Source organism: Psychrobacter sp. FDAARGOS_221, assembly GCF_002313155.2.
Taxonomy (GTDB): Bacteria; Pseudomonadota; Gammaproteobacteria; order Pseudomonadales; family Moraxellaceae; genus Psychrobacter.
This window is the reverse complement of the sequence record NZ_NWFK02000001.1, coordinates 1,122,558-1,145,520: the sequence shown is the minus strand read 5'-3', so window position 1 is coordinate 1,145,520 and position 22,963 is coordinate 1,122,558. Positions and strand designations below refer to the sequence as shown.

17 protein-coding genes, 2 tRNA genes and 3 rRNA genes are annotated in these 22,963 nt (G+C 42.4%); 20 read left to right on the top strand and 2 right to left on the bottom strand.

Annotation, left to right across the window (positions count from 1 at the left end; translation table 11 throughout):
- Window positions 1-109 precede the first annotated feature (109 nt).
- The 10 genes from ftsA (at window position 110) to lpxC (ending at window position 11,464) form a co-directional block, all read left to right on the top strand.
- The gene (gene ftsA, locus A6J60_RS04715) at window positions 110-1,417 is read left to right on the top strand and encodes a cell division protein FtsA (protein ID WP_096064951.1); all 1,308 of its coding nucleotides are present in this window, start codon (window positions 110-112) and stop codon (window positions 1,415-1,417) included.
- 292 nt (window positions 1,418-1,709) lie between these two features.
- Window positions 1,710-2,909, top strand: a complete 1,200-nt coding sequence (ftsZ, locus tag A6J60_RS04710) for a cell division protein FtsZ (RefSeq protein ID WP_096064950.1) — start codon at window positions 1,710-1,712, stop codon at window positions 2,907-2,909.
- 212 nt (window positions 2,910-3,121) lie between these two features.
- Window positions 3,122-3,535 carry an OsmC family protein gene (locus A6J60_RS04705; RefSeq protein ID WP_096064949.1) on the top strand — a complete coding sequence of 138 codons (414 nt, stop codon included), beginning with the start codon at window positions 3,122-3,124 and terminating at the stop codon, window positions 3,533-3,535.
- A gap of 2 nt (window positions 3,536-3,537) precedes the next feature.
- A complete protein-coding gene (locus tag A6J60_RS04700; protein ID WP_096064948.1) occupies window positions 3,538-4,002 on the top strand; it encodes a flavodoxin family protein in 465 nt (154 codons plus the stop codon).
- Between the two features lie 755 nt (window positions 4,003-4,757).
- Window positions 4,758-6,292, top strand: a 16S ribosomal RNA gene (locus A6J60_RS04695).
- Between the two features lie 62 nt (window positions 6,293-6,354).
- Window positions 6,355-6,431: transfer RNA gene (locus A6J60_RS04690), tRNA-Ile, on the top strand.
- 11 nt (window positions 6,432-6,442) lie between these two features.
- A tRNA-Ala gene (locus tag A6J60_RS04685) sits at window positions 6,443-6,518 on the top strand.
- A 327-nt stretch (window positions 6,519-6,845) separates the two neighbouring features.
- Window positions 6,846-9,695: ribosomal RNA gene (locus A6J60_RS04680) — 23S ribosomal RNA — on the top strand.
- A 137-nt stretch (window positions 9,696-9,832) separates the two neighbouring features.
- Window positions 9,833-9,946, top strand: a 5S ribosomal RNA gene (gene rrf / locus A6J60_RS04675).
- Together the 16S, 23S and 5S rRNA genes with 2 tRNA genes alongside form the textbook arrangement of a ribosomal RNA operon.
- 624 nt (window positions 9,947-10,570) lie before the next feature.
- The gene (lpxC, locus tag A6J60_RS04670; RefSeq protein ID WP_096064947.1) at window positions 10,571-11,464 is read left to right on the top strand and encodes a UDP-3-O-acyl-N-acetylglucosamine deacetylase; all 894 of its coding nucleotides are present in this window, start codon (window positions 10,571-10,573) and stop codon (window positions 11,462-11,464) included.
- A 294-nt stretch (window positions 11,465-11,758) separates the two neighbouring features.
- On the opposite strand, the gene A6J60_RS04665 is transcribed toward lpxC, so the two are convergent.
- Entirely contained in the window at window positions 11,759-12,298 is a 540-nt protein-coding gene (locus A6J60_RS04665; protein WP_096064946.1) for a DciA family protein, read from the bottom strand.
- Window positions 12,299-12,579: 281 nt separating this feature from the next.
- Here A6J60_RS04665 and A6J60_RS04660 point away from each other — a divergent pair, with 281 nt between their 5' ends.
- The gene (locus tag A6J60_RS04660) at window positions 12,580-13,329 is read left to right on the top strand and encodes a CHAP domain-containing protein (protein WP_096064945.1); all 750 of its coding nucleotides are present in this window, start codon (window positions 12,580-12,582) and stop codon (window positions 13,327-13,329) included.
- A gap of 235 nt (window positions 13,330-13,564) precedes the next feature.
- Here A6J60_RS04660 and A6J60_RS04655 read toward each other — a convergent pair whose 3' ends face one another.
- Window positions 13,565-13,900: a YhbY family RNA-binding protein gene (locus A6J60_RS04655; protein ID WP_096064944.1), complete on the bottom strand. Its 336-nt coding sequence runs from the start codon at window positions 13,898-13,900 to the stop codon at window positions 13,565-13,567.
- Window positions 13,901-14,191: 291 nt separating this feature from the next.
- Here A6J60_RS04655 and A6J60_RS04650 point away from each other — a divergent pair, with 291 nt between their 5' ends.
- The 9 genes from A6J60_RS04650 (at window position 14,192) to A6J60_RS04610 (ending at window position 22,961) form a co-directional block, all read left to right on the top strand.
- Window positions 14,192-14,824: an RlmE family RNA methyltransferase gene (locus tag A6J60_RS04650; RefSeq protein ID WP_096064943.1), complete on the top strand. Its 633-nt coding sequence runs from the start codon at window positions 14,192-14,194 to the stop codon at window positions 14,822-14,824.
- Between the two features lie 590 nt (window positions 14,825-15,414).
- A complete protein-coding gene (gene ftsH, locus A6J60_RS04645) occupies window positions 15,415-17,310 on the top strand; it encodes an ATP-dependent zinc metalloprotease FtsH (RefSeq protein WP_096066476.1) in 1,896 nt (631 codons plus the stop codon).
- Window positions 17,311-17,591: 281 nt separating this feature from the next.
- Entirely contained in the window at window positions 17,592-18,500 is a 909-nt protein-coding gene (folP, locus tag A6J60_RS04640) for a dihydropteroate synthase (RefSeq protein ID WP_096064942.1), read from the top strand.
- A gap of 99 nt (window positions 18,501-18,599) precedes the next feature.
- Window positions 18,600-18,863: a succinate dehydrogenase assembly factor 2 gene (locus A6J60_RS04635; protein ID WP_096064941.1), complete on the top strand. Its 264-nt coding sequence runs from the start codon at window positions 18,600-18,602 to the stop codon at window positions 18,861-18,863.
- A 169-nt stretch (window positions 18,864-19,032) separates the two neighbouring features.
- On the top strand, window positions 19,033-19,494 hold the full coding sequence (locus tag A6J60_RS04630) for a hypothetical protein (protein WP_096064940.1): 462 nt from the start codon (window positions 19,033-19,035) through the stop codon (window positions 19,492-19,494).
- Between the two features lie 67 nt (window positions 19,495-19,561).
- The gene (locus A6J60_RS04625) at window positions 19,562-20,251 is read left to right on the top strand and encodes a YidB family protein (RefSeq protein WP_096064939.1); all 690 of its coding nucleotides are present in this window, start codon (window positions 19,562-19,564) and stop codon (window positions 20,249-20,251) included.
- 84 nt (window positions 20,252-20,335) lie between these two features.
- The gene (tsaB, locus tag A6J60_RS04620; RefSeq protein WP_096064938.1) at window positions 20,336-21,067 is read left to right on the top strand and encodes a tRNA (adenosine(37)-N6)-threonylcarbamoyltransferase complex dimerization subunit type 1 TsaB; all 732 of its coding nucleotides are present in this window, start codon (window positions 20,336-20,338) and stop codon (window positions 21,065-21,067) included.
- A gap of 123 nt (window positions 21,068-21,190) precedes the next feature.
- Window positions 21,191-22,042, top strand: coding sequence for an undecaprenyl-diphosphate phosphatase (locus A6J60_RS04615; RefSeq protein ID WP_096064937.1), 852 nt, complete (start codon window positions 21,191-21,193; stop codon window positions 22,040-22,042).
- 4 nt (window positions 22,043-22,046) lie between these two features.
- The gene (locus tag A6J60_RS04610; protein WP_227526064.1) at window positions 22,047-22,961 is read left to right on the top strand and encodes a class I SAM-dependent methyltransferase; all 915 of its coding nucleotides are present in this window, start codon (window positions 22,047-22,049) and stop codon (window positions 22,959-22,961) included.
- The last annotated feature ends 2 nt before the right edge of the window (window positions 22,962-22,963 follow it).

Below are 22,963 nucleotides of genomic sequence, written 5' to 3'. Positions count from 1 at the left end.
AGATTAAGCCTGACCAAAACATCCTCTTAACCCAACTGTTTTAATAAGGATCTACAGTATATTACTATGCTATTAATCCCTTACAGTGCATACATATGTTCTAAACCCTATGAGTAAACCTGAGAATTTATTAGCCGTAATCCATTTAAGCGCCACAGCAGTTTATGTTGTTGTTGGCGATGTTATTTCTGTTAATGATATTCGTATTAAAGGGGTAGGGAAGGCAAGTAATGAGGATTTTCAGCAAGGTCAAATTAACTCTTTCGATCGGTTAAAAAATGCCATTCGTAAAGCCATTACCGATGCTGAAGAGATGGCAAACTGCCGTATTCACAGTGCTTGGCTCACATTATCAACCCCTGAGTTAAAAAGCTATAATGTGTCCGGTACTGTAGAGTTAGACACGTTAAATGGCGATGAAGCCATTGAAATTCGCCATATTGTTCATGCATTGACCAAGGCGAAAGAAGGTGTACTACAAAACACGCATTATGTCATGCACCATTGCCAGCAAGGCATCCTATTAGACAATCAAACCAAAATGGTAGATGATGCGATAGGAATGCATGCCAAAAAAGTCAATGTCATGTATCATTTGATGATGATGCCTGTTGTTAGCCGTCAGAACATACAAAAATTGATACAGTCTTGTGATGTCAGTATTGACCATGTGTTGTTTGATGCGGTATCGACAGCGGAGTATGGCTTAAGACAAGAAGATCGTCAGCAAGGCGTTTGTTTAATTGATATTGGTGCCAGCACGACCAGTGTTTGTGTTTATCGAGAAAACAAACTGATTTTCACCTGCTGCATTGAAGAAGGTGGCCACAAAGTGACGATGGATATCTCAGCTGAGCTGGGTATAACCATGGCGGCTGCCGAAAAATTGAAGATTGAAAAGGGTACGGTAGATATACAAAGTGCGGACCCCAGTCGCTTTTTCACCCTTTCAAATAAAGATACCAGCGAAGAATTACTGTTCAATCCTTTAGAATTGGCCAAAGTAATTGAAGCGCGCTACATTGAGCTATATCGTATCATATTCCAGAAGTTATATGACGAAGGCTTGATGGACTATTTGAAAGGTGGCGTGGTATTAGCCGGTGGCGGCAGTCAGGTTGCTGGTATGCTTAGTTTTTCAAAGCGTTTGTTAAATATGCCGGTACACTATACGACACCGCATGAAGCAATAGCGGCTTATGATTGTTTTGAAAGCAATGACAAAAAGTACAAAGAGCTTAATGGATGGGTTAATAATCGATCTTTACAAACTGCTTTTGGTGCCTTGTTATATAGCCAAAGTGAACAGTTTAAGCACAGTGAAAAAAGCTCACCTGAAGCACTTGAGGTTAATAAGTTAACCAAGCTGCACTCATGGAAGCAAAGCTTAAGCAACTTTTTTAAGAACATTTTATAACTTAAATTTTAATATTTGACAGTCTATTCAATTGCCTATGCTTTTTGACCAGTCATCCTTGTTTAAGTTATCTTTTATTCAATCTGCATCTTGATGACTTTTATGTTTACACGGCTTAACTGCACAATATATTTGGTGTATGTTTCCGTGTTATGTATATGTCATTAGCAGACTATAGAATAATAGATTAATCGCGTATCATCGGATTATTTGTAGATTTATGATACATTGACAGACAAACAATGATTGACAGACAGACAAGTACGCAAATGATAGACCCCAAGGAGTGATAATGTCTAAATACACAATGGCTACCAATAGCCACGATTTAAATAATGGTCAAGCGCGTTTCACAGTATTCGGTGTTGGCGGTGGCGGCGGTAACGCGGTCGAGCACATGGTACAGCAAGGCGTTAAAGGTGTTACTTTTGTATGCGCCAACACGGATAAGCAAGCATTAGATAGACTGACCGCAGATAACAAACTGCAGTTAGGTGCTAATACTAACCGTGGTTTAGGTGCGGGCGCTAATCCAGAAGTAGGTCGTGAAGCTGCGGAGCAAGATGAAGAAGCCATTCGCAAGCTACTTGAAGATTCAGACATGGTATTTATCACTGCCGGTATGGGTGGCGGTACAGGTACTGGTGCAGCACCAGTGGTTGCTCGTATTGCCAAAGAGATGGAAATCTTAACGGTTGGTGTTGTCACCACGCCATTCAAATTCGAAGGTGGTAAACGTATCAAAGCGGCAAAAGCAGGCATAGACCAGCTGTCTAACTTTGTTGACTCTATCATTACCATCCCGAACGATAAGCTATTAAAAGTGTATGGTAATATTTCAATGCAAGACGCCTTCAAAAAGGCAGACGATGTATTGATGCATGCTGTACAAGGTATCGCACAAACTATCTCTAGCGAAGGTGTGATCAACATTGACTTTAACGATATTCGCACTGCAATGACTGCCAAAGGTCATGCAATGATGGGTATTGGTCGTGCTAGTGGTGAAGATCGTGCGCGTCAAGCCACTGAAAAAGCTATTCGTTCACCATTGTTAGACAACTTATTGCTTGAAAATGCAAAAGGCTTGATCGTAAACGTGGTGTCATCAGAGTCAGTCACTCTTGATGAGTTAAACGAAATCACTGAAGTGGTTAACGACATCACTGATATTGAAGAAGCCAATATCTTTATCGGTACTGTTATTGATGAGAAGCTAGGTGAAGATCTACATGTGACTGTTATTGCAACTGGTCTGACTCTAGATGAGTCAAAAGATCAGCCTAAAGCAGCTGGCATTCCTTCTATTAAAAGTAACGAAAAAGTAGATCCTCAGAAGCATCCAAGTGCATTGTCAACGCATCAAAGAGCGCAGCAAGCACCTACTCAAACCCAATCAGCTAATCCGTTTGCAGGTGGTGGTTCAAATCAATCAGCGCCAAAAACTTCTAATAGCATCCAGGATTACTTGAAGCGTCAACAAAACCGTTAATCTTACACTAAGACGCTATCTGTTATTTAAAAAGCCAAGCCAATGCTTGGCTTTTTTTGTGTCTAATAAGTCTTGATCCTAATCTATGCCAGTTTAGAGATTAGATTGATTGAATTGTTGACGCGCTGTAATGCAATAGATTTTGGCTGTTTTGCTATTTAATCGAAATGAGCTAGTATAGAACAAGACAAAAACAATAAAGGATTAATGTTATGACCACCTCAACCGTAACCTACCAAGGTAATCTGCGCACTCAAGCACTGCATCTACAGTCTAATAATCAAATTATTACTGATGCACCAACCGACAACCATGGTAAAGGTGAAGCTTTTTCTCCAACTGACTTGTTAGCCACCAGTTTAGCCAGTTGTATGTTAACCATCATTGGTATTAAGGCCGCAGATATGGCGATAGATGTTGTGGGCACAAAGGCAGACGTAACCAAAGTCATGGCAGCAGATCCGCGTCGAGTGAATGAAATTAAAGTCACCATCGAGTTTCAGCAAGACTTCGATGAGCGCACTAAAAAGATCCTTGAGGCTGCAGCACTAACATGTCCTGTTGCAAAGAGCATTCATCCTGATATCAATCAAGATATCCACTTTAACTATCCCAATGGTCAATAGCCATGGCTCAAAAGAAACTGCTTATTGTTGCGCATGCGCCATCACCCAATACCAAAAAATTAGCACAAGCCGCTTTCGATGGTGCCGATCATCAACATATTGATGTTGAAGTTGTTTTAAAAGCACCACAGGATACCCAGCCAGAGGATGTGCTTGCTGCTGATGCGCTATTATTAGGAACCACTGAGAATTTAGCGTATATGGCAGGGTTAACGAAAGACTTTTTTGATCGCTGCTATTATCCAGTGTTAGAAAAGAAGCAAGGCCTTGCTTTTGCGGTCTACATTAGAGCAGGTCACGATGGTACTGGTACTAAACGCGCCTTAACCACTATCACTACCGGATTGCGTTGGCAATGGACTCAGGATGCTTTGATACTAAAAGGGCAATGGGAGGATGAGTTCGTTGATCAAGTGGCAGAGTTAGCCATGACTTTAGCTGCTGGAGTAGAAGCGGGTATCTATTAAGAACTATAACTGAATAAATAGAAGCGTGCTTATATCTACTATACTGATATGTTGTTTATAGAAGACTACCTATTACTGTTACTGTCTATAGAAGAAAGCAAAAGCAGTTATAAAAAGTAGGTGAAAAGCTACCAGATCATATCAAAAAATAGACTAATACTTGGGAAATCAGCTAGAATTGAATAAAACCCAAATAAAACCAATTAAAGGGTTGACGGTTGAGATAAAGTCGCTATAATACACGACCTAATCAAGACAAAGCGAAGCGAGAGTGGAGCGGTTAGGTGATAAAAAACTTAGCAAAAAGTCTTGACAAGAAAAATAAAGCGTCTATAATACGCACCTTATCGGGACAACGGAAGCGACCTTTGGGTTGGTCTGGTGTTTTGGTGAAATGATAAAGATTTAGATTTTAAAATATTTAAATCTTACCGAATAAAAAAGCTTGACAGATATTAAAATGATGATATACTGGATGGCTCGCAAGTAACACTAACCATCTTAAATTAAGAATGAGTTTTTGATTACATGCACAACTTACCTTGGACGACAAGATAAGTCAACTATTTAAAAGCTAAAATCAAAGAACAACTTGTGTGGATTTTTGCTAATACAGAATGCGATAAGAAATTATCATTCATTATTAGTAGAAAAACTCGAAGTTAATTCATTATATGAAACATACGGAAAGCAAATTTGCTAGTAACGAATGAGCCAAGTTTAGAAGCTTCTTTAAAGAGCTTCATAGCAAGATTAAACTGAAGAGTTTGATCATGGCTCAGATTGAACGCTGGCGGCAGGCTTAACACATGCAAGTCGAGCGGAAACGATGGGAGCTTGCTCCCAGGCGTCGAGCGGCGGACGGGTGAGTAATACTTAGGAATCTGCCCAGTAGTGGGGGATAGCTCGGGGAAACTCGAATTAATACCGCATACACCCTACGGGGAAAAGGGGGCGCTTGCGCTCTCGCTATTGGATGAGCCTAAGTCGGATTAGCTAGTTGGTGGGGTAAAGGCCTACCAAGGCGACGATCTGTAGCTGGTCTGAGAGGATGATCAGCCACACCGGGACTGAGACACGGCCCGGACTCCTACGGGAGGCAGCAGTGGGGAATATTGGACAATGGGGGAAACCCTGATCCAGCCATGCCGCGTGTGTGAAGAAGGCCTTTTGGTTGTAAAGCACTTTAAGCAGTGAAGAAGACCTAGTGGTTAATACCCATTAGCGATGACATTAGCTGCAGAATAAGCACCGGCTAACTCTGTGCCAGCAGCCGCGGTAATACAGAGGGTGCAAGCGTTAATCGGAATTACTGGGCGTAAAGCGAGCGTAGGTGGTTTGATAAGTCAGATGTGAAATCCCCGGGCTTAACCTGGGAACTGCATCTGATACTGTCAGGCTAGAGTAGGTGAGAGGGAGGTAGAATTTCAGGTGTAGCGGTGAAATGCGTAGAGATCTGAAGGAATACCGATGGCGAAGGCAGCCTCCTGGCATCATACTGACACTGAGGTTCGAAAGCGTGGGTAGCAAACAGGATTAGATACCCTGGTAGTCCACGCCGTAAACGATGTCTACTAGTCGTTGGGGGACTTGATCCCTTAGTGACGCAGCTAACGCAATAAGTAGACCGCCTGGGGAGTACGGCCGCAAGGTTAAAACTCAAATGAATTGACGGGGGCCCGCACAAGCGGTGGAGCATGTGGTTTAATTCGATGCAACGCGAAGAACCTTACCTGGTCTTGACATATCTAGAATCCTGCAGAGATGCGGGAGTGCCTTCGGGAATTAGAATACAGGTGCTGCATGGCTGTCGTCAGCTCGTGTCGTGAGATGTTGGGTTAAGTCCCGCAACGAGCGCAACCCTTTTCCTTAGTTACCAGCGGTTTGGCCGGGGACTCTAAGGATACTGCCAGTGACAAACTGGAGGAAGGCGGGGACGACGTCAAGTCATCATGGCCCTTACGACCAGGGCTACACACGTGCTACAATGGTAGGTACAGAGGGCAGCTACACAGCGATGTGATGCGAATCTCAAAAAGCCTATCGTAGTCCGGATTGGAGTCTGCAACTCGACTCCATGAAGTCGGAATCGCTAGTAATCGCGGATCAGAATGCCGCGGTGAATACGTTCCCGGGCCTTGTACACACCGCCCGTCACACCATGGGAGTTGATTGCACCAGAAGTGGGTAGCCTAACTTTTAGAGGGCGCTCACCACGGTGTGGTCGATGACTGGGGTGAAGTCGTAACAAGGTAGCCGTAGGGGAACCTGCGGCTGGATCACCTCCTTAACAAAAGCATTCGGTTAGCAAGAATTCACAACAAGTTGTTCTTTGATTTAGCAAGCTCTGAAGGGTCTGTAGCTCAGCTGGTTAGAGCACCGTGTTGATAACGCGGGGGTCATAAGTTCAAGTCTTATCAGACCCACCATTATCCTATACGGGGCCATAGCTCAGTTGGTAGAGCGCCTGCCTTGCACGCAGGAGGTCAGGAGTTCGACTCTCCTTGGCTCCACCATAATAGGTGCAGATAATCAGAGTGGATAAAGTAGAATTAAGTGATTATTTAGTTGTTAAATAATAAATTACTTACTTCTGTTTTATACAGAGAATATATGACGATCTGATGAAGACGTTATTACTATTTAAAAACATAGATATGAGTTGTAATACGGTTAAACGATGAATCATTCACTGAGCCATTGTTTAACCAGTAACCAACCTTTTAATGACATCAGTTGTTATCCCAAGGGGTTGGTTACAAAGTAAAGAGAACTGAATCAAGCGTAAATTATCAAGGTGATATCGTTATAATTGCTGAACATAAGACCCTTTGGGGTTGTATGGTCAAGTAATTAAGCGCACATGGTGGATGCCTTGGCAGTCAGAGGCGATGAAAGACGTGACAGCCTGCGATAAGCTTCGGGGAGGCGGCAATATCCTGTGATCCGGAGATTTCTGAATGGGGAAACCCACCCAGTGTAAGCTGGGTATCCTAATTTATTAGGAAGCGAACGAGGGGAAGTGAAACATCTCAGTACCCTTAGGAAAAGACATCAAATGAGATTCCCCTAGTAGCGGCGAGCGAACGGGGAGGAGCCGACGGATTTATATGTAGAAGAACAGTGTGGGAAAACTGGCCATAGTGGGTGATAGCCCCGTATTCGAAACATATAATGAAGCATATTAAGTAGTGCGGAACACGAGAAATTCTGTATGAAGATGGGGGGACCATCCTCCAAGGCTAAATACTCCTGACTGACCGATAGTGAACCAGTACCGTGAGGGAAAGGCGAAAAGAACCCCTGTGAGGGGAGTGAAATAGAACCTGAAACCGTGTGCGTACAAGCAGTGGGAGCACTCTTGCAGTGTGACCGCGTACCTTTTGTATAATGGGTCAGCGACTTATATTCTGTAGCAAGGTTAACCATTAGGGGAGCCGTAGGGAAACCGAGTCTTAATAGGGCGTTTAGTTGCAGGGTATAGACCCGAAACCGAGTGATCTATCCATGAGCAGGTTGAAAGTGCCGTAACAGGCACCGGAGGACCGAACCCACTGTCGTTGAAAAGCCAGGGGATGACTTGTGGATAGGGGTGAAAGGCTAATCAAACTCGGTGATAGCTGGTTCTCCCCGAAAGCTATTTAGGTAGCGCCTCGGACGAACACCATTGGGGGTAGAGCACTGTTTCGGCTAGGGGGTCATACCGACTTACCAAACCGATGCAAACTCCGAATACCGATGAGTGATATCCGGGAGACACACGGCGGGTGCTAACGTCCGTCGTGGAGAGGGAAACAACCCAGACCGCCAGCTAAGGCCCCAAATTCCTAGTTAAGTGGGAAACGAAGTGGGAAGGCATAGACAGCTAGGAGGTTGGCTTAGAAGCAGCCATCCTTTAAAGAAAGCGTAATAGCTCACTAGTCGAGTCGGCCCGCGCGGAAGATGTAACGGGGCTCAAACTAGGAGCCGAAGCTGCGGATTTGAACATGTTTCAAGTGGTAGGGGAGCGTTGTGTAAGCCTGTGAAGGTGTATCGTAAGGTATGCTGGAGGTATCACAAGAGCGAATGCTGACGTGAGTAACGATAATGCGAGTGAAAAGCTCGCACGCCGGAAGATCAAGGGTTCCAGTCCAACGTTAATCGGGGCTGGGTGAGTCGACCCCTAAGGCGAGGCCGAAAGGCGTAGTCGATGGGAAATCGGTTAATATTCCGATACTTGTTTATGATGTGATGGAGGGACGGAGAAGGTTATGCCAGCCTGGCGATGGTTGTCCAGGTGGAAGGATGTAGGTAGACGGCTTAGGTAAATCCGGGCTGTTAATACTGAGATCTGATAGCAAGCTAGTTTACTAGCGAAGTGGCAAATACCATGCTTCCAGGAAAAGCTTCTAAACTATAGTCATAAACGAATCGTACCCTAAACCGACACAGGTGATCAGGTAGAGAATACCAAGGCGCTTGAGAGAACTCTGCTGAAGGAACTAGGCAAAATGGTACCGTAACTTCGGGAGAAGGTACGCTGTCGATGGTGAAGGACTTGCTCCGTAAGCTATTGACAGTCGCAGATACCAGGCTGCTGCAACTGTTTATTAAAAACACAGCACTCTGCAAACACGAAAGTGGACGTATAGGGTGTGATGCCTGCCCGGTGCTGGAAGGTTAATTGATGGGCTTAGCGTATGCGAAGGTCTTGATCGAAGCCCCAGTAAACGGCGGCCGTAACTATAACGGTCCTAAGGTAGCGAAATTCCTTGTCGGGTAAGTTCCGACCTGCACGAATGGCATAATGATGGCAGCGCTGTCTCCAGCAGAGACTCAGTGAAATCGAAATCGCAGTGAAGATGCTGTGTACCCGCGGCTAGACGGAAAGACCCCGTGAACCTTTACTACAGCTTTACATTGAACTTTGACCTGACTTGTGCAGGATAGGTGGGAGGCTTTGAAGCAGATACGCCAGTATTTGTGGAGCCAACCTTGAAATACCACCCTGGTCATGTTGGGGTTCTAACTCAGGTATAACAATACCGAGGACAATGTATGGTGGGTAGTTTGACTGGGGCGGTCTCCTCCTAAAGAGTAACGGAGGAGTACGAAGGTGCGCTCAGAACGGTCGGAAATCGTTCAAAGAGTATAAAGGCAAAAGCGCGCTTAACTGCGAGACCCACAAGTCGAGCAGGTACGAAAGTAGGTCTTAGTGATCCGGTGGTTCTGTATGGAAGGGCCATCGCTCAACGGATAAAAGGTACTCTGGGGATAACAGGCTGATACCGCCCAAGAGTTCATATCGACGGCGGTGTTTGGCACCTCGATGTCGGCTCATCTCATCCTAGGGCTGAAGCAGGTCCTAAGGGTATGGCTGTTCGCCATTTAAAGAGGTACGCGAGCTGGGTTTAGAACGTCGTGAGACAGTTCGGTCCCTATCTACCGTGGGCGTTGGAAATTTGAGAGGATCTGCTCCTAGTACGAGAGGACCAGAGTGGACGAACCGCTGGTGTTCGGGTTGTCATGCCAATGGCATTGCCCGGTAGCTACGTTCGGATTGGATAACCGCTGAAAGCATCTAAGCGGGAAGCCAACCTCAAGATTAGATTTCCCTTAAGAGCCGTTCAAGACTAGGACGTTGATAGGCAGGGTGTGGAAGCGCAGTGATGCGTGTAGCTAACCTGTACTAATTGCTCGTTTGGCTTGACCATACAACACCCAAGTGGTTTTAGTATGTCGCCAATTATTTCGATATCATCCTGATGATTAACTTGATTCAGGTTCTTGATATACTAGTCAATACAAAGTTAAGTAAATAACTTAACCAACTCATATCTATACCCCCTTTGCTGACGACAATAGCACGATGGAACCACCTGATCCCTTCCCGAACTCAGAAGTGAAACATCGTAGCGCCAATGGTAGTGTGGTTCGCCCATGTGAGAGTAGGTCATCGTCAGCTCCCTATACCTAAAAGCCCCCGCTCATATCCGAGTGGGGGCTTTTTCTTTGCGTGGGGGTTATTAATGAAAATATTTTAAGGTTATTATGTTTTAATGATTAATATTCATTAACTTGTATGCATTTAGGTTATCTTAGAAACTTAAATTCGGATTTATTTCTGTATAAGCATTTATATAAGGCTGTGTGCAAAGCTTAAAACACTTCATTACGCGTTGAAACTGTCATTATTATTTATAAAATGCTTTGTTTGACATAAGCAGCAATTGTTTTTGACCTAAACCCTTCAAAATACAGTTGTATGGATCGTTAAGTTAATTACTGCGAGTTTATCAACCTAATTTAGGTACACGTTTCAAATACATCTAGACTGCGATTAATTGGATTTGTGGTTAATTAAGCAGATTAAGCTGACTATACAAGTAATATTGAAGCGTTAATCTCTATTTACCTGTACTATAAGGTAATAATAACAGTGATATGCAGCGCAAAAATATCAACTTTATCAATTGGTAAGGTATAGGCACTGTGCTAGAATAAATTTATTTTAACTGAGCTAAAACCGTTATAAGGCCATATAAAGCCAATGGTTAAATTCTAGCTTAGATATTAAGGGTGTCAGTTTATGAAGCAACGGACTTTAAAACAGCCTATTACAGTGGTTGGGGTAGGCTTGCACAGTGGACAGGATGTCACATTAACACTTGAACCAAGAGCAGTTGACAGTGGTATACACTTCTTACGAACAGATATAGATAATGCGCCTTTGATTGCTGCAGATGCGTTTTTAGTGACAGATACAGTTATGTCATCAAACTTAGTGGTTGATGGTGTGAAGATAGGTACTGTTGAGCATTTACTAAGCGCACTTGCGGGATTAGGTATTGATAACCTACTAATTAAAGTATCTGATGCTGAAATGCCGATTATGGATGGTAGTTCTGCACAGTATGTTGACTTGCTTCTGCAAGCTGGTATTGAAGAGCAGGACGAACCGAAGCGCTTTATGAAGATTGTAAAGCCTGTACGCGTCACAGAAGGTGATAAATGGGCTCAACTGGAGCCTCATGCGGGCTTTAGTGTTCAGTTTGAGATAGACTTTGATCATCCTGGAATACCGAAAGATACTCAGCGTTTTAACTTTGAGTTTTCGACCAAGGGATATATTGAAAAAGTTGGTAAGGCTAGAACTTTTGGCTTTATGAAAGACATTGAATACCTAAAAAGCAATAATTTAGCTTTAGGCGGCAGTTTAGACAATGCTATTGTGCTCGATGACACTCAAATTCTTAATGAAGAAGGGCTGCGTTATAAGGATGAGTTTGTTCGACATAAGATATTAGATGCGATTGGGGACTTGTATCTAGCTAAATACAGCTTGATTGGTAAGTTTAGCGCTTTCAAATCAGGCCATGCACTTAACAATAAATTGATCAGAGCGGTATATGAAGACCCCAGCGCCTTCGAAATTGTAACAAATTATGACATAGATAAAATTGATATAGACTATAGTTTATAAATTTCAAGTGAAATCTGACATTATTTTCAAATTTATGCTTAGTTTTTAGCGATTTTAAGAAACATTGTGGAAAGATGTAAAAAGCGAAACTTAGGTTTCGCTTTTTTATGTGAAAAAAATGTGAATATGTACATAATGCTAACAGAATCCATACTTAGAGCGGTTTTAGCCATGTCTACTTGGGTAGAGGATACTGATTACAACTAACCGAGCACTTAAATTACTTTTAAAAAACCAACCTTTTTCAGCAGTTGCACTACTGTTAGTTACATAATAAAACAAATTAGAAGGGTTTTAGTTAGGTTTTAGGAGGCGTTTTAAAGCTCTTTTTAACTTGTCGTCTTTAATGACATGCTCCAAAGTGTGTGTTATAGTTCGTTTCGTTGATTCGGTGAGGCCATGTTCATTATGGCTTGCATCAGAATAATTAGTTAAGTTCGATTTATTTAAAGATGGTTTCGAGTAATCCTGACTTTCATTTAGATGAGCGATCGAAGCAGGATAGGTAACAATTACATCTATATTGTTTAGTATGCTGAATGTAAGAGATTGTTCTTTTAGTATATGAATTAGGTTGTTAGCTTGGTATCGAAGATGGTTTGCCGCAGTTTGAGACTGCACAGAAAGCACTAAATTACCATCATCATACTTAACAACCCAAAGCGTATTTAAGATCTCTTCTGGTAAGCCAGTATTTAATAACGCTTTTATCTCATGCGTTAATTGATTCAGCTCAGTGAACTTATCTTTTACAGACTTAGGCAAGGAAGACGCCGCAGACTTTTGATGATCAATAAGTTTTGCTAAGTGATTAGGTTTTGATCGGTTTTGCATAGCAAGCCTCAAACTAAGTTAGTTATAAATCAGTCGCTTATTAAGTGTTGTATTAAAGATTAAGGTATCACGAACGATATAGATAGCATAATAGTTGTTTTTGTGGTTATAAGATTATAACCGTCATAACAAGACACCTTATGTTTTGATATCTCATTTGATTTACGGTGTTGGTTTTGAATCACACATTAAATCAAATACAGTTAAACAAATGAAAGTATAGAAGGCTATTTGACAGGTACGTTGGATAGTATATTGCAAAGATTAATTTTGGGAGCGTTATGAAAAAGTCACTTATTATTTTGTCGTTAATGGGGCTGAGTGCCACACAAGTAAATGCATCAGTGCAGCATACTTACCAGCCAGTTGCGGGCACCTCATTAGCTTCAGCTAGTAATACTGGTAGTACCCCTGCCAAAAGATTAACTGTTGTTAATAGCTTTTCCAACATCCGTTCTGATAGTGCTCAACAAAGCGTTCAAAGTATTGAAAGCTTGATTCAGCAAAAGCAGCAGTCATTAGATTCGTTAGGTGCATTAGCACAGCAGCAAGAGAGCAAATTCACTGCGACTTCTTTTGCAACTACGGCTAATACACCAGGCTTCGGTTCAACCGTATTAGACAGCTCTGCACCTCCAGCGGTAGCAGCAGCACGTGCAGCAAGAGCGGCACACTCTAGAACTATTGGCTTATGTGCACGTTATGTTCGTAAAGCATTACAGTCTGCAGGTTATAGCTTCACGCCAAACCCTTCAGCCTATCAATATGCAACTCGTGGTACTTTAGCACAAGCTGGATTCGTTAAAATCAGCAATAACACACCGCCACAAATTGGTGACGTGGTTGTTTATAACCGTTCGTCAAAGCATCCACACGGCCATATCCAAATTTATGATGGTTCTCAGTGGGTATCAGATTTCCGCCAGGCTAGAAAAAACCCATATAGCCAAGAGTATTCATATACTACATGGCGTGACGCGCGTTACTTAAACGATGCATCGAACGAAGGTATTTACCTAGCGATGGAATAAGCGCTCATAGGGCTTATCTAATTACTATAAAACGGTTATTAATAATAAGTGACTGTATATATAGAATAAAAAACTCAGCTATATGGCTGGGTTTTTTTGTTGTATAAGAAGTGCCCTTGAGATGTGGATAGAGTTGGGTATAGATATAAGTTGTGGCAAATAAAAACAGGCCACTCAAATTGAGTGACCTGTTTTTATTTAATTAATCTGATTTTAAAAAAGTAAAATCAAAATATTAATCGCTAAAGCGAACTAGATTAGATAGTCTAGGGTTAGCGTTTGGGTTACGGCGTAATAATAAAGCCATACGGCCAATGCTATGGATAAGCTGGGCACCAGTTTTGGCCGCTAACTCATCACTAAAGGCTTCACGCTCTTCTTTGCTGCCTGGCGGCATTTTGATTTTGATTAGTTCGTGATCGTTTAATGCACGATCTAGTTCTTCAACCACAGACTCACTTAAGCCTTTACCACCAATAGTTACCACCGGCTTTAACTCATGGCCGATGCCTTTTAGGCGGCGTAATTCAGTGCTATCTAAGGTCGAACGTTTGTTTTGTGCTGTACTCATAATATCTCAGTTTAGTCGTTTCAGTATTGATTATTAGGCCTAACTTTACCAGCCGTAGAAATAAAACTTAATTATGGATAAGTTATAAATGCTTACCCAAGCCGACCATTATAAAGAAAGTTTTAGCTTGATGCATACTATTTGTCTTGTGAAGGTATAAATAATGCTAGAATTGGTGATTAACCTATTTTAGTTGCTGTTTTAGTTATTGCTAAAGCGATCTGATTATCAATAGCACTCATTAACGTTACTCATTTTATTTTTAATAAACAAATTGTAGAGAGGGAATAAGTGGCAACACGTATTACCAAAAAGACCTTATCAAAAAGTAGTAAAGCTTGGATGAAAGAGCATATAGACGATCACTATGTGCAAATGGCTCAAAAAGATGGCTACCGTGCCCGAGCCGCCTATAAGCTGCTTGAGATTAATGAAAAGATGGGCCTGATTAAAAAAGGTATGACCGTTGTTGATCTTGGTAGTGCCCCAGGTAGTTGGTCACAAGTGGCTGGCAAATTGGTCGGTGATGACGGTATTTTGATAGCATCAGATATCCTTCCTATGGATACGTTGGAGAACGTCACTTTTATTCAAGGCGATTTTAGAGAGCAAGAAGTATTCGATCAGTTGATGAATGAAGTCGGTGATCGCCAGGTTGATGTGGTGTTGTCTGATATGGCACCCAATACTTCAGGTCACTCTGTGGTTGACCAGCCACGTATGATGTATTTATGTGAGCTGGCTGTTGATTTTGCTATGAAAGTGCTTCCTAAAGGCGGCAGCTTAGTAATGAAGGTCTTCCAGGGTGAAGGCGAACAGGCATTGCGTAAAGATATGCAGGCGCAATTTTCTAAGGTACGCACTATTAAGCCGTCTGCTTCACGCCCACGTTCAAAAGAAGTGTTCTGGATAGCGACTAAGTAGCTATTAAACCTTCATAATATCTAAGACTAGAGCTTAGCATTAGGATTAACAGCTGATCTAAGCGTTTAGTTATTGAAGCTTATAGAAACAAGTTAGCTTTAGATAGCTTGGGCTTATATATGCTACTTAGTCTTAATAGCTCTTATTTGATAGTTATTTATGTTGTTTGACTGACTTTGAAAGTCTAGTTTGGCTGATTTAAGACATAATAGTGGTTTTTAGGCTTGATATATAACAAATAAGCTTGATAAATAACAAAGATGACCTAATAAAGGTTAGTATAAGTATGACTTGTTGTCTTTAATACACCGACAATAAGAAATTGGCAGCTTAGCATATCGCTGATATACCGTGAGTGCGCGATGGTGTCCTTGTGAAAAGCAGAGTATCGGGTGCTCACTAAAGCGAAGGTGATGCTTAAATGTCAGAATAATAACAGGGTGTATTAACAAGGTGACGAGCCATTTTTGTTTCTCTGCCTCGTGCTATAATCATAAGTTAAACAGATATAAATTGAGCAGAATTTTGAAAAGATCGACTATAAATTTGAACACATCAACAAGTAAGGGATGGTATAGCTTGTGAGCGACATGGTAAAAAATACCTTATTGTGGCTAGTTGTTATCGGCGTATTAGTGCTGATATTTAGCAACTTTGACAGCGGTAATGAGCCTGATACGCTCAATTACTCTGAGTTTGTAACTCAAGTCACTGAAAATCAGGTAAAAAGCATCAAGATCGACGGTGAGCAAATCACTGGCGAAAAAGTGAACGGCTCAGAATTTGAGACGGTTCTTCCTGCGGTGGCTGATGATGAGCTTATGCCGACATTGCGTGAGCATAACGTTGAGGTACAGGCAGCAGCTCCTGAGCGCCAAAGCATTATGATGCAGCTATTGATTGCAAGCTTCCCGGTGTTATTGATTATCGGTATCTTCTTATTCTTCATGCGTAACATGCAAGGTGGCGCAGGCGGTAAAGCAGGTGGACCGATGAGCTTTGGTAAATCAAAAGCTAAAATGCTTGGCGAAGATCAAATTAAAGTGAACTTCAAGGATGTCGCCGGCGCTGAAGAAGCCAAAGAAGAAGTGGTCGAAGTTGTCGACTTCCTAAAAGATCCAGATAAATTTACCAAGCTTGGTGCTACTATTCCACGCGGTATTTTGATGGTAGGTCCTCCTGGTACTGGTAAAACCTTATTAGCGAAAGCGATTGCTGGTGAAGCAAAAGTACCTTTCTTCTCGATTTCAGGTTCTGACTTCGTTGAGATGTTCGTTGGTGTTGGTGCGTCACGTGTTCGTGATATGTTTGAACAAGCGAAGAAAAATGCACCTTGTATCATCTTTATTGATGAGATTGATGCCGTAGGTCGTAGCCGTGGTACCGGTATGGGCGGCGGTAATGATGAGCGCGAACAGACGCTGAACCAATTACTTGTTGAAATGGACGGTTTTGAAGGCAATGACGGTATTATTGTTATTGCAGCAACCAACCGTGCTGATGTACTTGATAAGGCCTTGTTGCGTCCAGGTCGTTTTGACCGTCAGGTGCATGTTGGTCTACCAGACATTAAAGGTCGTGAAGAGATCTTGAAGGTGCATTTACGTAAGCTACCTGCAACAGTTGGTGTTGACGTCAATGCGTTGGCGCGTGGTACACCTGGCTTTAGTGGCGCTCAGATTGCTAACTTGGTTAACGAAGCGGCATTATTTGCGGCACGTCGTAATAAGACAAGTGTTGATATGAATGACTTTGAGGATGCCAAAGACAAGTTATTTATGGGTCCTGAGCGTAAGTCTATGGTACTGCGTGAAGAAGAACGTCGTGCAACCGCTTATCACGAAGCAGGTCATGCACTAGTAGCAGAGATGCTACCTGGCACTGACCCTGTGCACAAAGTAACGATTATGCCACGTGGTTGGGCATTGGGTGTGACCTGGCAGCTGCCAGAATTTGACCAGACCAGCCTTGATAAGTCAAAAATGCTGAACGATATCGCTATTTTATTTGGTGGTCGTATTGCAGAAGAAGTGTTTGTGAATCAAAAAACAACAGGTGCTTCAAACGATTTTGAACGTGCTACCAAAATGGCACGTGCTATGGTTACTAAGTATGGTATGTCTGATGCGCTTGGTGTGATGGTTTATGAAGATGAAGAATCACAAAGCTACTTTGGCGCAGGTGCTCGCACTATCTCAGAAGCAACTCAGCAAAAAGTTGACGAAGAGATTCGCCGTATCTTAGAAGAGCAGTATGATATTGCGCGTGAGATTATCGAAGCCAACAAAGATAAGATGCATGCAATGGTAGATGCGCTAATGAAGTGGGAAACCATTGATAGGGATCAGTTGCAAGATATCTTAGCGGGTAATGAGCCACGTGAGCCTCGTGTTTATCAAGACGAAAAAGACGTCACGCCACCTAAAGATGAAGTGGGTACAGGCACCTCAGGTCCTCCAACCCCACCGCCACTACCAGCGATGTAATATCGCTTGTGTATTGAGTGAATAACAAAAAGCCCTTTCAGCTATTGAAGGGGCTTTTTTATGCGTATAGCTTTTTAAAAATGATAGCTATAAACATCTAGCCAATTGATAAAGAACTAACCGATTGATAGCGACTGATAGCGGCAACAATTGATTTAGATTTACGATGAGCGTACAAGCATGGGCTATATTTAAGCCGTCTTAATAGCGGATATCTGTTAGAATAGCGGATAGTTAATTTCTAACAATCCGTTTTAAACAGCCAGATAAAGACGATTATCATGCAATTACACGACCTTCCGAATCATCGAATAATGACAACAATGCTAAGTGGCACTCAAAAGCAATTGGATTTATCACAGCCACATATCATGGGTATTTTGAATGTGACACCCGATTCGTTTTCTGATGGTGGAAAGTTTAATAATGTGCAAGCAGCGCTTTCTCATTGTCAGCAAATGATTGATGAGGGTGCAACCATTATTGATATAGGTGGTGAATCGACCCGTCCAAACGCAACTCCTGTTAGTGAAGCAGAAGAGTGTGCCAGAGTTGTCCCAGTGGTTGAAGCGATAAGAGAGCAGTTTGGTGAACAGTTATGGCTGTCTATTGATACCAGCTCACCAACCGTGATTGAACAAGCAGTGAAAGCGGGTGCTGATATATGGAATGATGTGCGTGCTTTGAAACGTGATAATGCACCACAAATGGCTGCTAAACTGGATATTCCGGTTATTTTAATGCACATGCGTGGCGAACCCACTACCATGAATAGCAAGGCTCAGTATGAGGATGTCATTGCTGAGGTAATCTCTGAACTAGAGTCAGTTGTCGCTAAGGCTGAGCAGGCTGGGGTTAAGCGTCATAATATGATTATTGATCCAGGATTTGGGTTTGCAAAAGATTATACTCATCATCAGACGCTACTAAATAACTTAAGCCAATTACATGATTTAAAGTTGCCGATCCTATTTGGAATATCACGTAAGCGTTTCTTAGGTGAAGTATTAGATAATACTCAGCACCCTGCCTTTGAAGGGCATAAGGCCATTGATAGAGATGGCGTTGGCATGGCTGCAGCTTTATTTGCATATCAGCAAGGCGCGAGTATTGTGCGCACCCATAATGTTGGGTTAACCATGCAAGGGCTTGCTTTGTGGCAACAGCTTAATCAATCAAAATTTAAATAGAGTAGATTAGTAAGACCTGCTAATAGAATAGCAACTGACTTGCGATTATATTTGTTAATATTTGAAGCTTTAAAAAAATATTGTCATAGGAGATACAGCGTGACGACACAACCTGAGCCAACCATTGAGCAAAGAAGAGTGATTTATCAGGCACGTAGAGGTTTAAAAGAATTAGACTTTTATATTGATCCCTACGTGAAGCAAAATTATTTACTAGCCGATGCGGATGAGCAAGAGACTTTCGCCAAGTTATTAACTTATGAAGACCCTGATTTACTAAACTTTTTTATGAACCAAGACACACCAGACAATGCCAAAGTGGCAGAACTGGTTGCTAAGTTAAAGCAATTACAACATGGTTAAAAAGTGTCCACTATAAAAGATGTCCACTATAAAAGATGTTGGCTATAAAGGTTAGACGCTAAAGGTGATTCTTCAAGCGGTTAGATAACACTAACGGATGTATGCATAGCTCTTTAACGTTGATGATTATTAATAACATAGGTCATTATATGACAGCAGATACTGCTCAATGAGTCGTCAACTTGCCACTGAGATTAAAGCTTTTAGTCGATGGCAGCACTTTTACGGATTTGCTTTTTTGCTAGTGACGGTCGGAGTGCTGTTGACGTTAGGTCGACAGTGGCAGCTTAGTTGGGAGCTTGGTTTCGCCCTAAACTGGGTTTGGATTATGGTTATTATCGTCCTAAGCCTGCTTATATATGTATTGGCAACGATAGGATTACGAAATCAACCGCTACATTTGACCTTATGTGATATCAATGCGGCCAACAGTAACTGGCAACTGCTGTATCTAGGTGCAGATAGACCAGTGTTGTGGCAAGCAAAAATAAGAGCATCGCAAAATCTACACCACTGTATTGTATTTACATTTGCAACCACTCACCCTAGCATACGTAAAAAAACAGTTATAATATGGCAAGACCAAGTGTCGGCCACTATTTGGCGTCAGTTGAAAATACTTAGCCAATAACAAACTACGTTGTCAATTAGTAGGTGGCCAACATTCATTAAACACTAAAACAATAAAGGAAATTATTATGAGTTTATTAGGAAACTTAATCACTCAAGTTGCTCGTCAAGCGTTAGACCCTGAAGATGGTAAGCGCAATCCAGTGAATCAGCGTATAGAACCTCGAGCAACTGGTGGCTTAGGCGACATTTTAGGTAGCGTCCTAGGTGGCGGACAAAGTCGTCAGACTCAAAATACTCAAAGCGGCGGCTTTGGTATGGACGATGTATTGGGCGGAATTATCAAAAGCCAAATGGGTGGTAGCCGAGGCAGCACTGGCGGTCTAGGTGACATCCTAGGTAGTGTGTTGGGCAATAATACAGCAGCACGCTCTGGCGGTGGCGGTAAGGCCATGCTTGTGGCAACTCTAATGCCTATCGTACTAAATTGGATCCAACGTAATGGTGGTCTGTCTGGTGCGTTATCTAAAGTTCAGAAAATGGGCTTTGCTGATCAAGCACAGTCGTGGATGAGCACTGACAAAGAAAACCAGAACTTAGATCCAAATCAAATTAATAAACTGTTTGATGAAACAGAAATTGAACATGTTTGTAAGCAAACTGGTGCTGATGAGACCGAAGTACGTCAAGGTCTGGCTGAGTTGTTGCCTGAGGTTGTCAATCAGTTGACTCCAACTGGCGGCTTGGATAAAGAACAAGAAGCCAATAGTGAAATCAGTGATATTTTGAGTCAAATATCAGCAGCACTACCTAAATAAACAGATTGACCCAAACGCTGTGTTGAACCAATCGTTGCATGTTAAACAACGATATTAAACTATGATCATAAAAAAGAGGCCCTCATGTTTTTGGCAGTAGATACCGTTTTTGATCAGTGCTCTGTGGCAATCGTTAATGAGCAGTTGCAGACGCTAAGTTGCCATACTCAGACTGGCAAGCGTGAACAAACTCAGCAGATACTGCCAATGATTGATAGCGTGTTAGAGGAAGCTAACATTAAGCTTGCTGATTTAACCGCTTTGATCTTTAATCGTGGTCCAGGGCCTTTTAGTGGTATTCGTATTAATACAGCGGTGGTACAAGCATTAGCAGTGGCTCATGACTTGCCTTGTGTTGGTGTTTCTAGCTTGGCGGCAATTGCTCAAGCTGCCCATGATAAATATGGTGTGCAGCAGGTATATGCTGCTTTAGATGCACGCATGAATCAGGTCTACTTTGCTGAGTATGAGTTTGTTAGTCTAGTTAACTTAAATAACTTGGATGGCTCAGAGAGTGATGGTGCTGTTTCAGGTCTAGCAGGCATCATGACCCTGGTTGATGGCACACAAGAACAGCTTGTCGACTATGAACAAAGTACACAAAACAACAGTGCCATTGCGGGTAATGGGGCAGCATTGTTGACGGCTCAGGATGAACAAAAGATATATTCTGATATTCATCCCGATGCGCTTAGTTTGGCAAAACTTGGTGTGATTCATTACCAACGTTTTGGCGGCGTCTCTGCTGATCAGGCGCTGCCCGTCTATTTGCGTAACGACGCTTGGAAAACATTGAAAGAGCAGGGCAAAGCGTAACGCTAAAACATCTAAAGCAGTGATAGCGTTGTTTTGCTATCTGGATTGTACTATCTAAGCTTTAATATCTGATTTAGTTTTTATTTTTTATATTGTTAATCCTATCAAGAGTGAGCGCGAATTTTGGATTTATTACTCATTTTCCAAGCCATTATCATGGGTATTGTTGAGGGTATTACTGAGTTTTTACCCATTTCAAGTACCGGATATCTGATTCTTTCTGCGGATATCATGGACTTTTGGACCAAAGAAAAAGCAGATCTATTCATTGTTGTTATCCAGCTAGGCGCTATATTAGCGGTGATATATGAATATTGGGGACGGCTGTGGCACGCGTTGATGGGACTCATTACCGGTAAATCCGAGGGTCCTAATGCACTTAAGAATCCTCGCCAACTTGGGTTGAGCTTAATTGTCGCGACCATCCCTGTGATGATTGTCGGCTTTACTATGGCCGATCAAATTAAGCAATATTTGTTCAACCCCTATACAGTGGCGACGATGCTGATTATTGGCGGTCTACTGATTTTTTATGTTGAGCGTAAGCCGATTCCAGTGATTGCCGAAGAAGCTGAGGATGTCAGTCTTAAAACAGCACTGATGATCGGTTTGTTCCAGTGCTTGGCATTAATACCAGGTACCTCACGCTCTGGCTCTACTATTATTGGGGCGTTATGGCTGGGTGTATCGCGTAAAGCAGCGGCAGAGTTTTCATTCTTTTTGGGAATTCCAGTCATTGTTGGTGCAGGGCTACTCGACTTATTGAAGCACAAAGAGGTATTAAGCAGCAGCCAAGATTGGTTAATATTGGCAGTGGGCGTTGTGGTTTCTTTTGTGGTTGCCTTACTGTGTATTCGCTGGCTGGTTGACTGGGTTAGCCGCCGCGACTTTACTATTTTTGCGTGGCTACGTATCGCAACCGGTGTGCTGGTGTTAGTTATGTCTTGGTTATTTGGTTATAACATTGAAGGCTAACGCTTTGAAGTCAGATACGCCTTTGATCATTGCTGGTGATGTGGCAGATGATGACGTCAATGTGGTTTTGACATTGGTCAAGCAGTTCACTTTGCCACTGAATTTGACGCCTGTTATGATCGAAGAGAAGCTGACCCAAAAGGTACGCAAGCGCTTAAGTGATGAATATGCACGGCCTATTTTAACCTTAGATAATAAGCAGCAGTTGTCATTATTAACTGGGCAGGTGAGTGTGTCGCCAGCATGGCAAAGCTTACAGCGCCGTGTCGTCAGTGCTGGCAGGAAGTCAGAGCTGTTATTGCAAGCCTGTAAGTTGACACAGTCTAGCCATGTTTTAGATGCAACCGCAGGTTTTGGTCATGATAGTTTAATTTTAGCTAGCACCGGCGCCACTGTGGTTATGCTAGAGCGTAATCCGTTGATGGCGTTATTATTAGAGTACGAACAGCAAAAAATGGCGCAGCATAAAAATTGGCAAAAACTGATGAGCCGGCTTCAAATAGTGTGCACCGATGCTAGCGACTATATGGCTAATTATCATGCTAATGACAGCCATAAAGCCGATAGTAAGAGTTCACAGCATAGTGCTACAGCGTTTGATGTGATTTATCTAGACCCCATGTTCCCTGATAACAGTTATGAGCATGCCAACAGTAATAAAGGGGCAAAAGTGGGTAAGCATATGCAAGCGCTACATGATATCGCTTTGCCGCCTGATATTGATGAAGAGCAAGCGCTGCTGAATTTAGCACTAAATACCGTAAATCATAGTGATGATAAAGAGGCTGCAAAAGGTAGAGTGGTTGTCAAAAGACCAGTAACTGCTCCGTTACTTGCTAATTGTCAGCCCGATGAGCAGTGGCAAAATGATGTATTACGCTTCGATGCTTACTTTGCTCACAATCGCGATAAGATTTAACA

Coding starts and splice junctions, on each gene's coding strand:
- ftsA (WP_096064951.1), top strand. CDS start 110: ATGAGTAAACCTGAGAATTTATTAGCCGTAATCCATTTAAGCGCCACA.
- ftsZ (WP_096064950.1), top strand. CDS start 1,710: ATGTCTAAATACACAATGGCTACCAATAGCCACGATTTAAATAATGGT.
- A6J60_RS04705 (WP_096064949.1), top strand. CDS start 3,122: ATGACCACCTCAACCGTAACCTACCAAGGTAATCTGCGCACTCAAGCA.
- A6J60_RS04700 (WP_096064948.1), top strand. CDS start 3,538: ATGGCTCAAAAGAAACTGCTTATTGTTGCGCATGCGCCATCACCCAAT.
- lpxC (WP_096064947.1), top strand. CDS start 10,571: ATGAAGCAACGGACTTTAAAACAGCCTATTACAGTGGTTGGGGTAGGC.
- A6J60_RS04665 (WP_096064946.1), bottom strand. CDS start 12,298: ATGCAAAACCGATCAAAACCTAATCACTTAGCAAAACTTATTGATCAT.
- A6J60_RS04660 (WP_096064945.1), top strand. CDS start 12,580: ATGAAAAAGTCACTTATTATTTTGTCGTTAATGGGGCTGAGTGCCACA.
- A6J60_RS04655 (WP_096064944.1), bottom strand. CDS start 13,900: ATGAGTACAGCACAAAACAAACGTTCGACCTTAGATAGCACTGAATTA.
- ftsH (WP_096066476.1), top strand. CDS start 15,415: ATGGTAAAAAATACCTTATTGTGGCTAGTTGTTATCGGCGTATTAGTG.
- folP (WP_096064942.1), top strand. CDS start 17,592: ATGCAATTACACGACCTTCCGAATCATCGAATAATGACAACAATGCTA.
- A6J60_RS04630 (WP_096064940.1), top strand. CDS start 19,033: ATGAGTCGTCAACTTGCCACTGAGATTAAAGCTTTTAGTCGATGGCAG.
- A6J60_RS04625 (WP_096064939.1), top strand. CDS start 19,562: ATGAGTTTATTAGGAAACTTAATCACTCAAGTTGCTCGTCAAGCGTTA.
- tsaB (WP_096064938.1), top strand. CDS start 20,336: ATGTTTTTGGCAGTAGATACCGTTTTTGATCAGTGCTCTGTGGCAATC.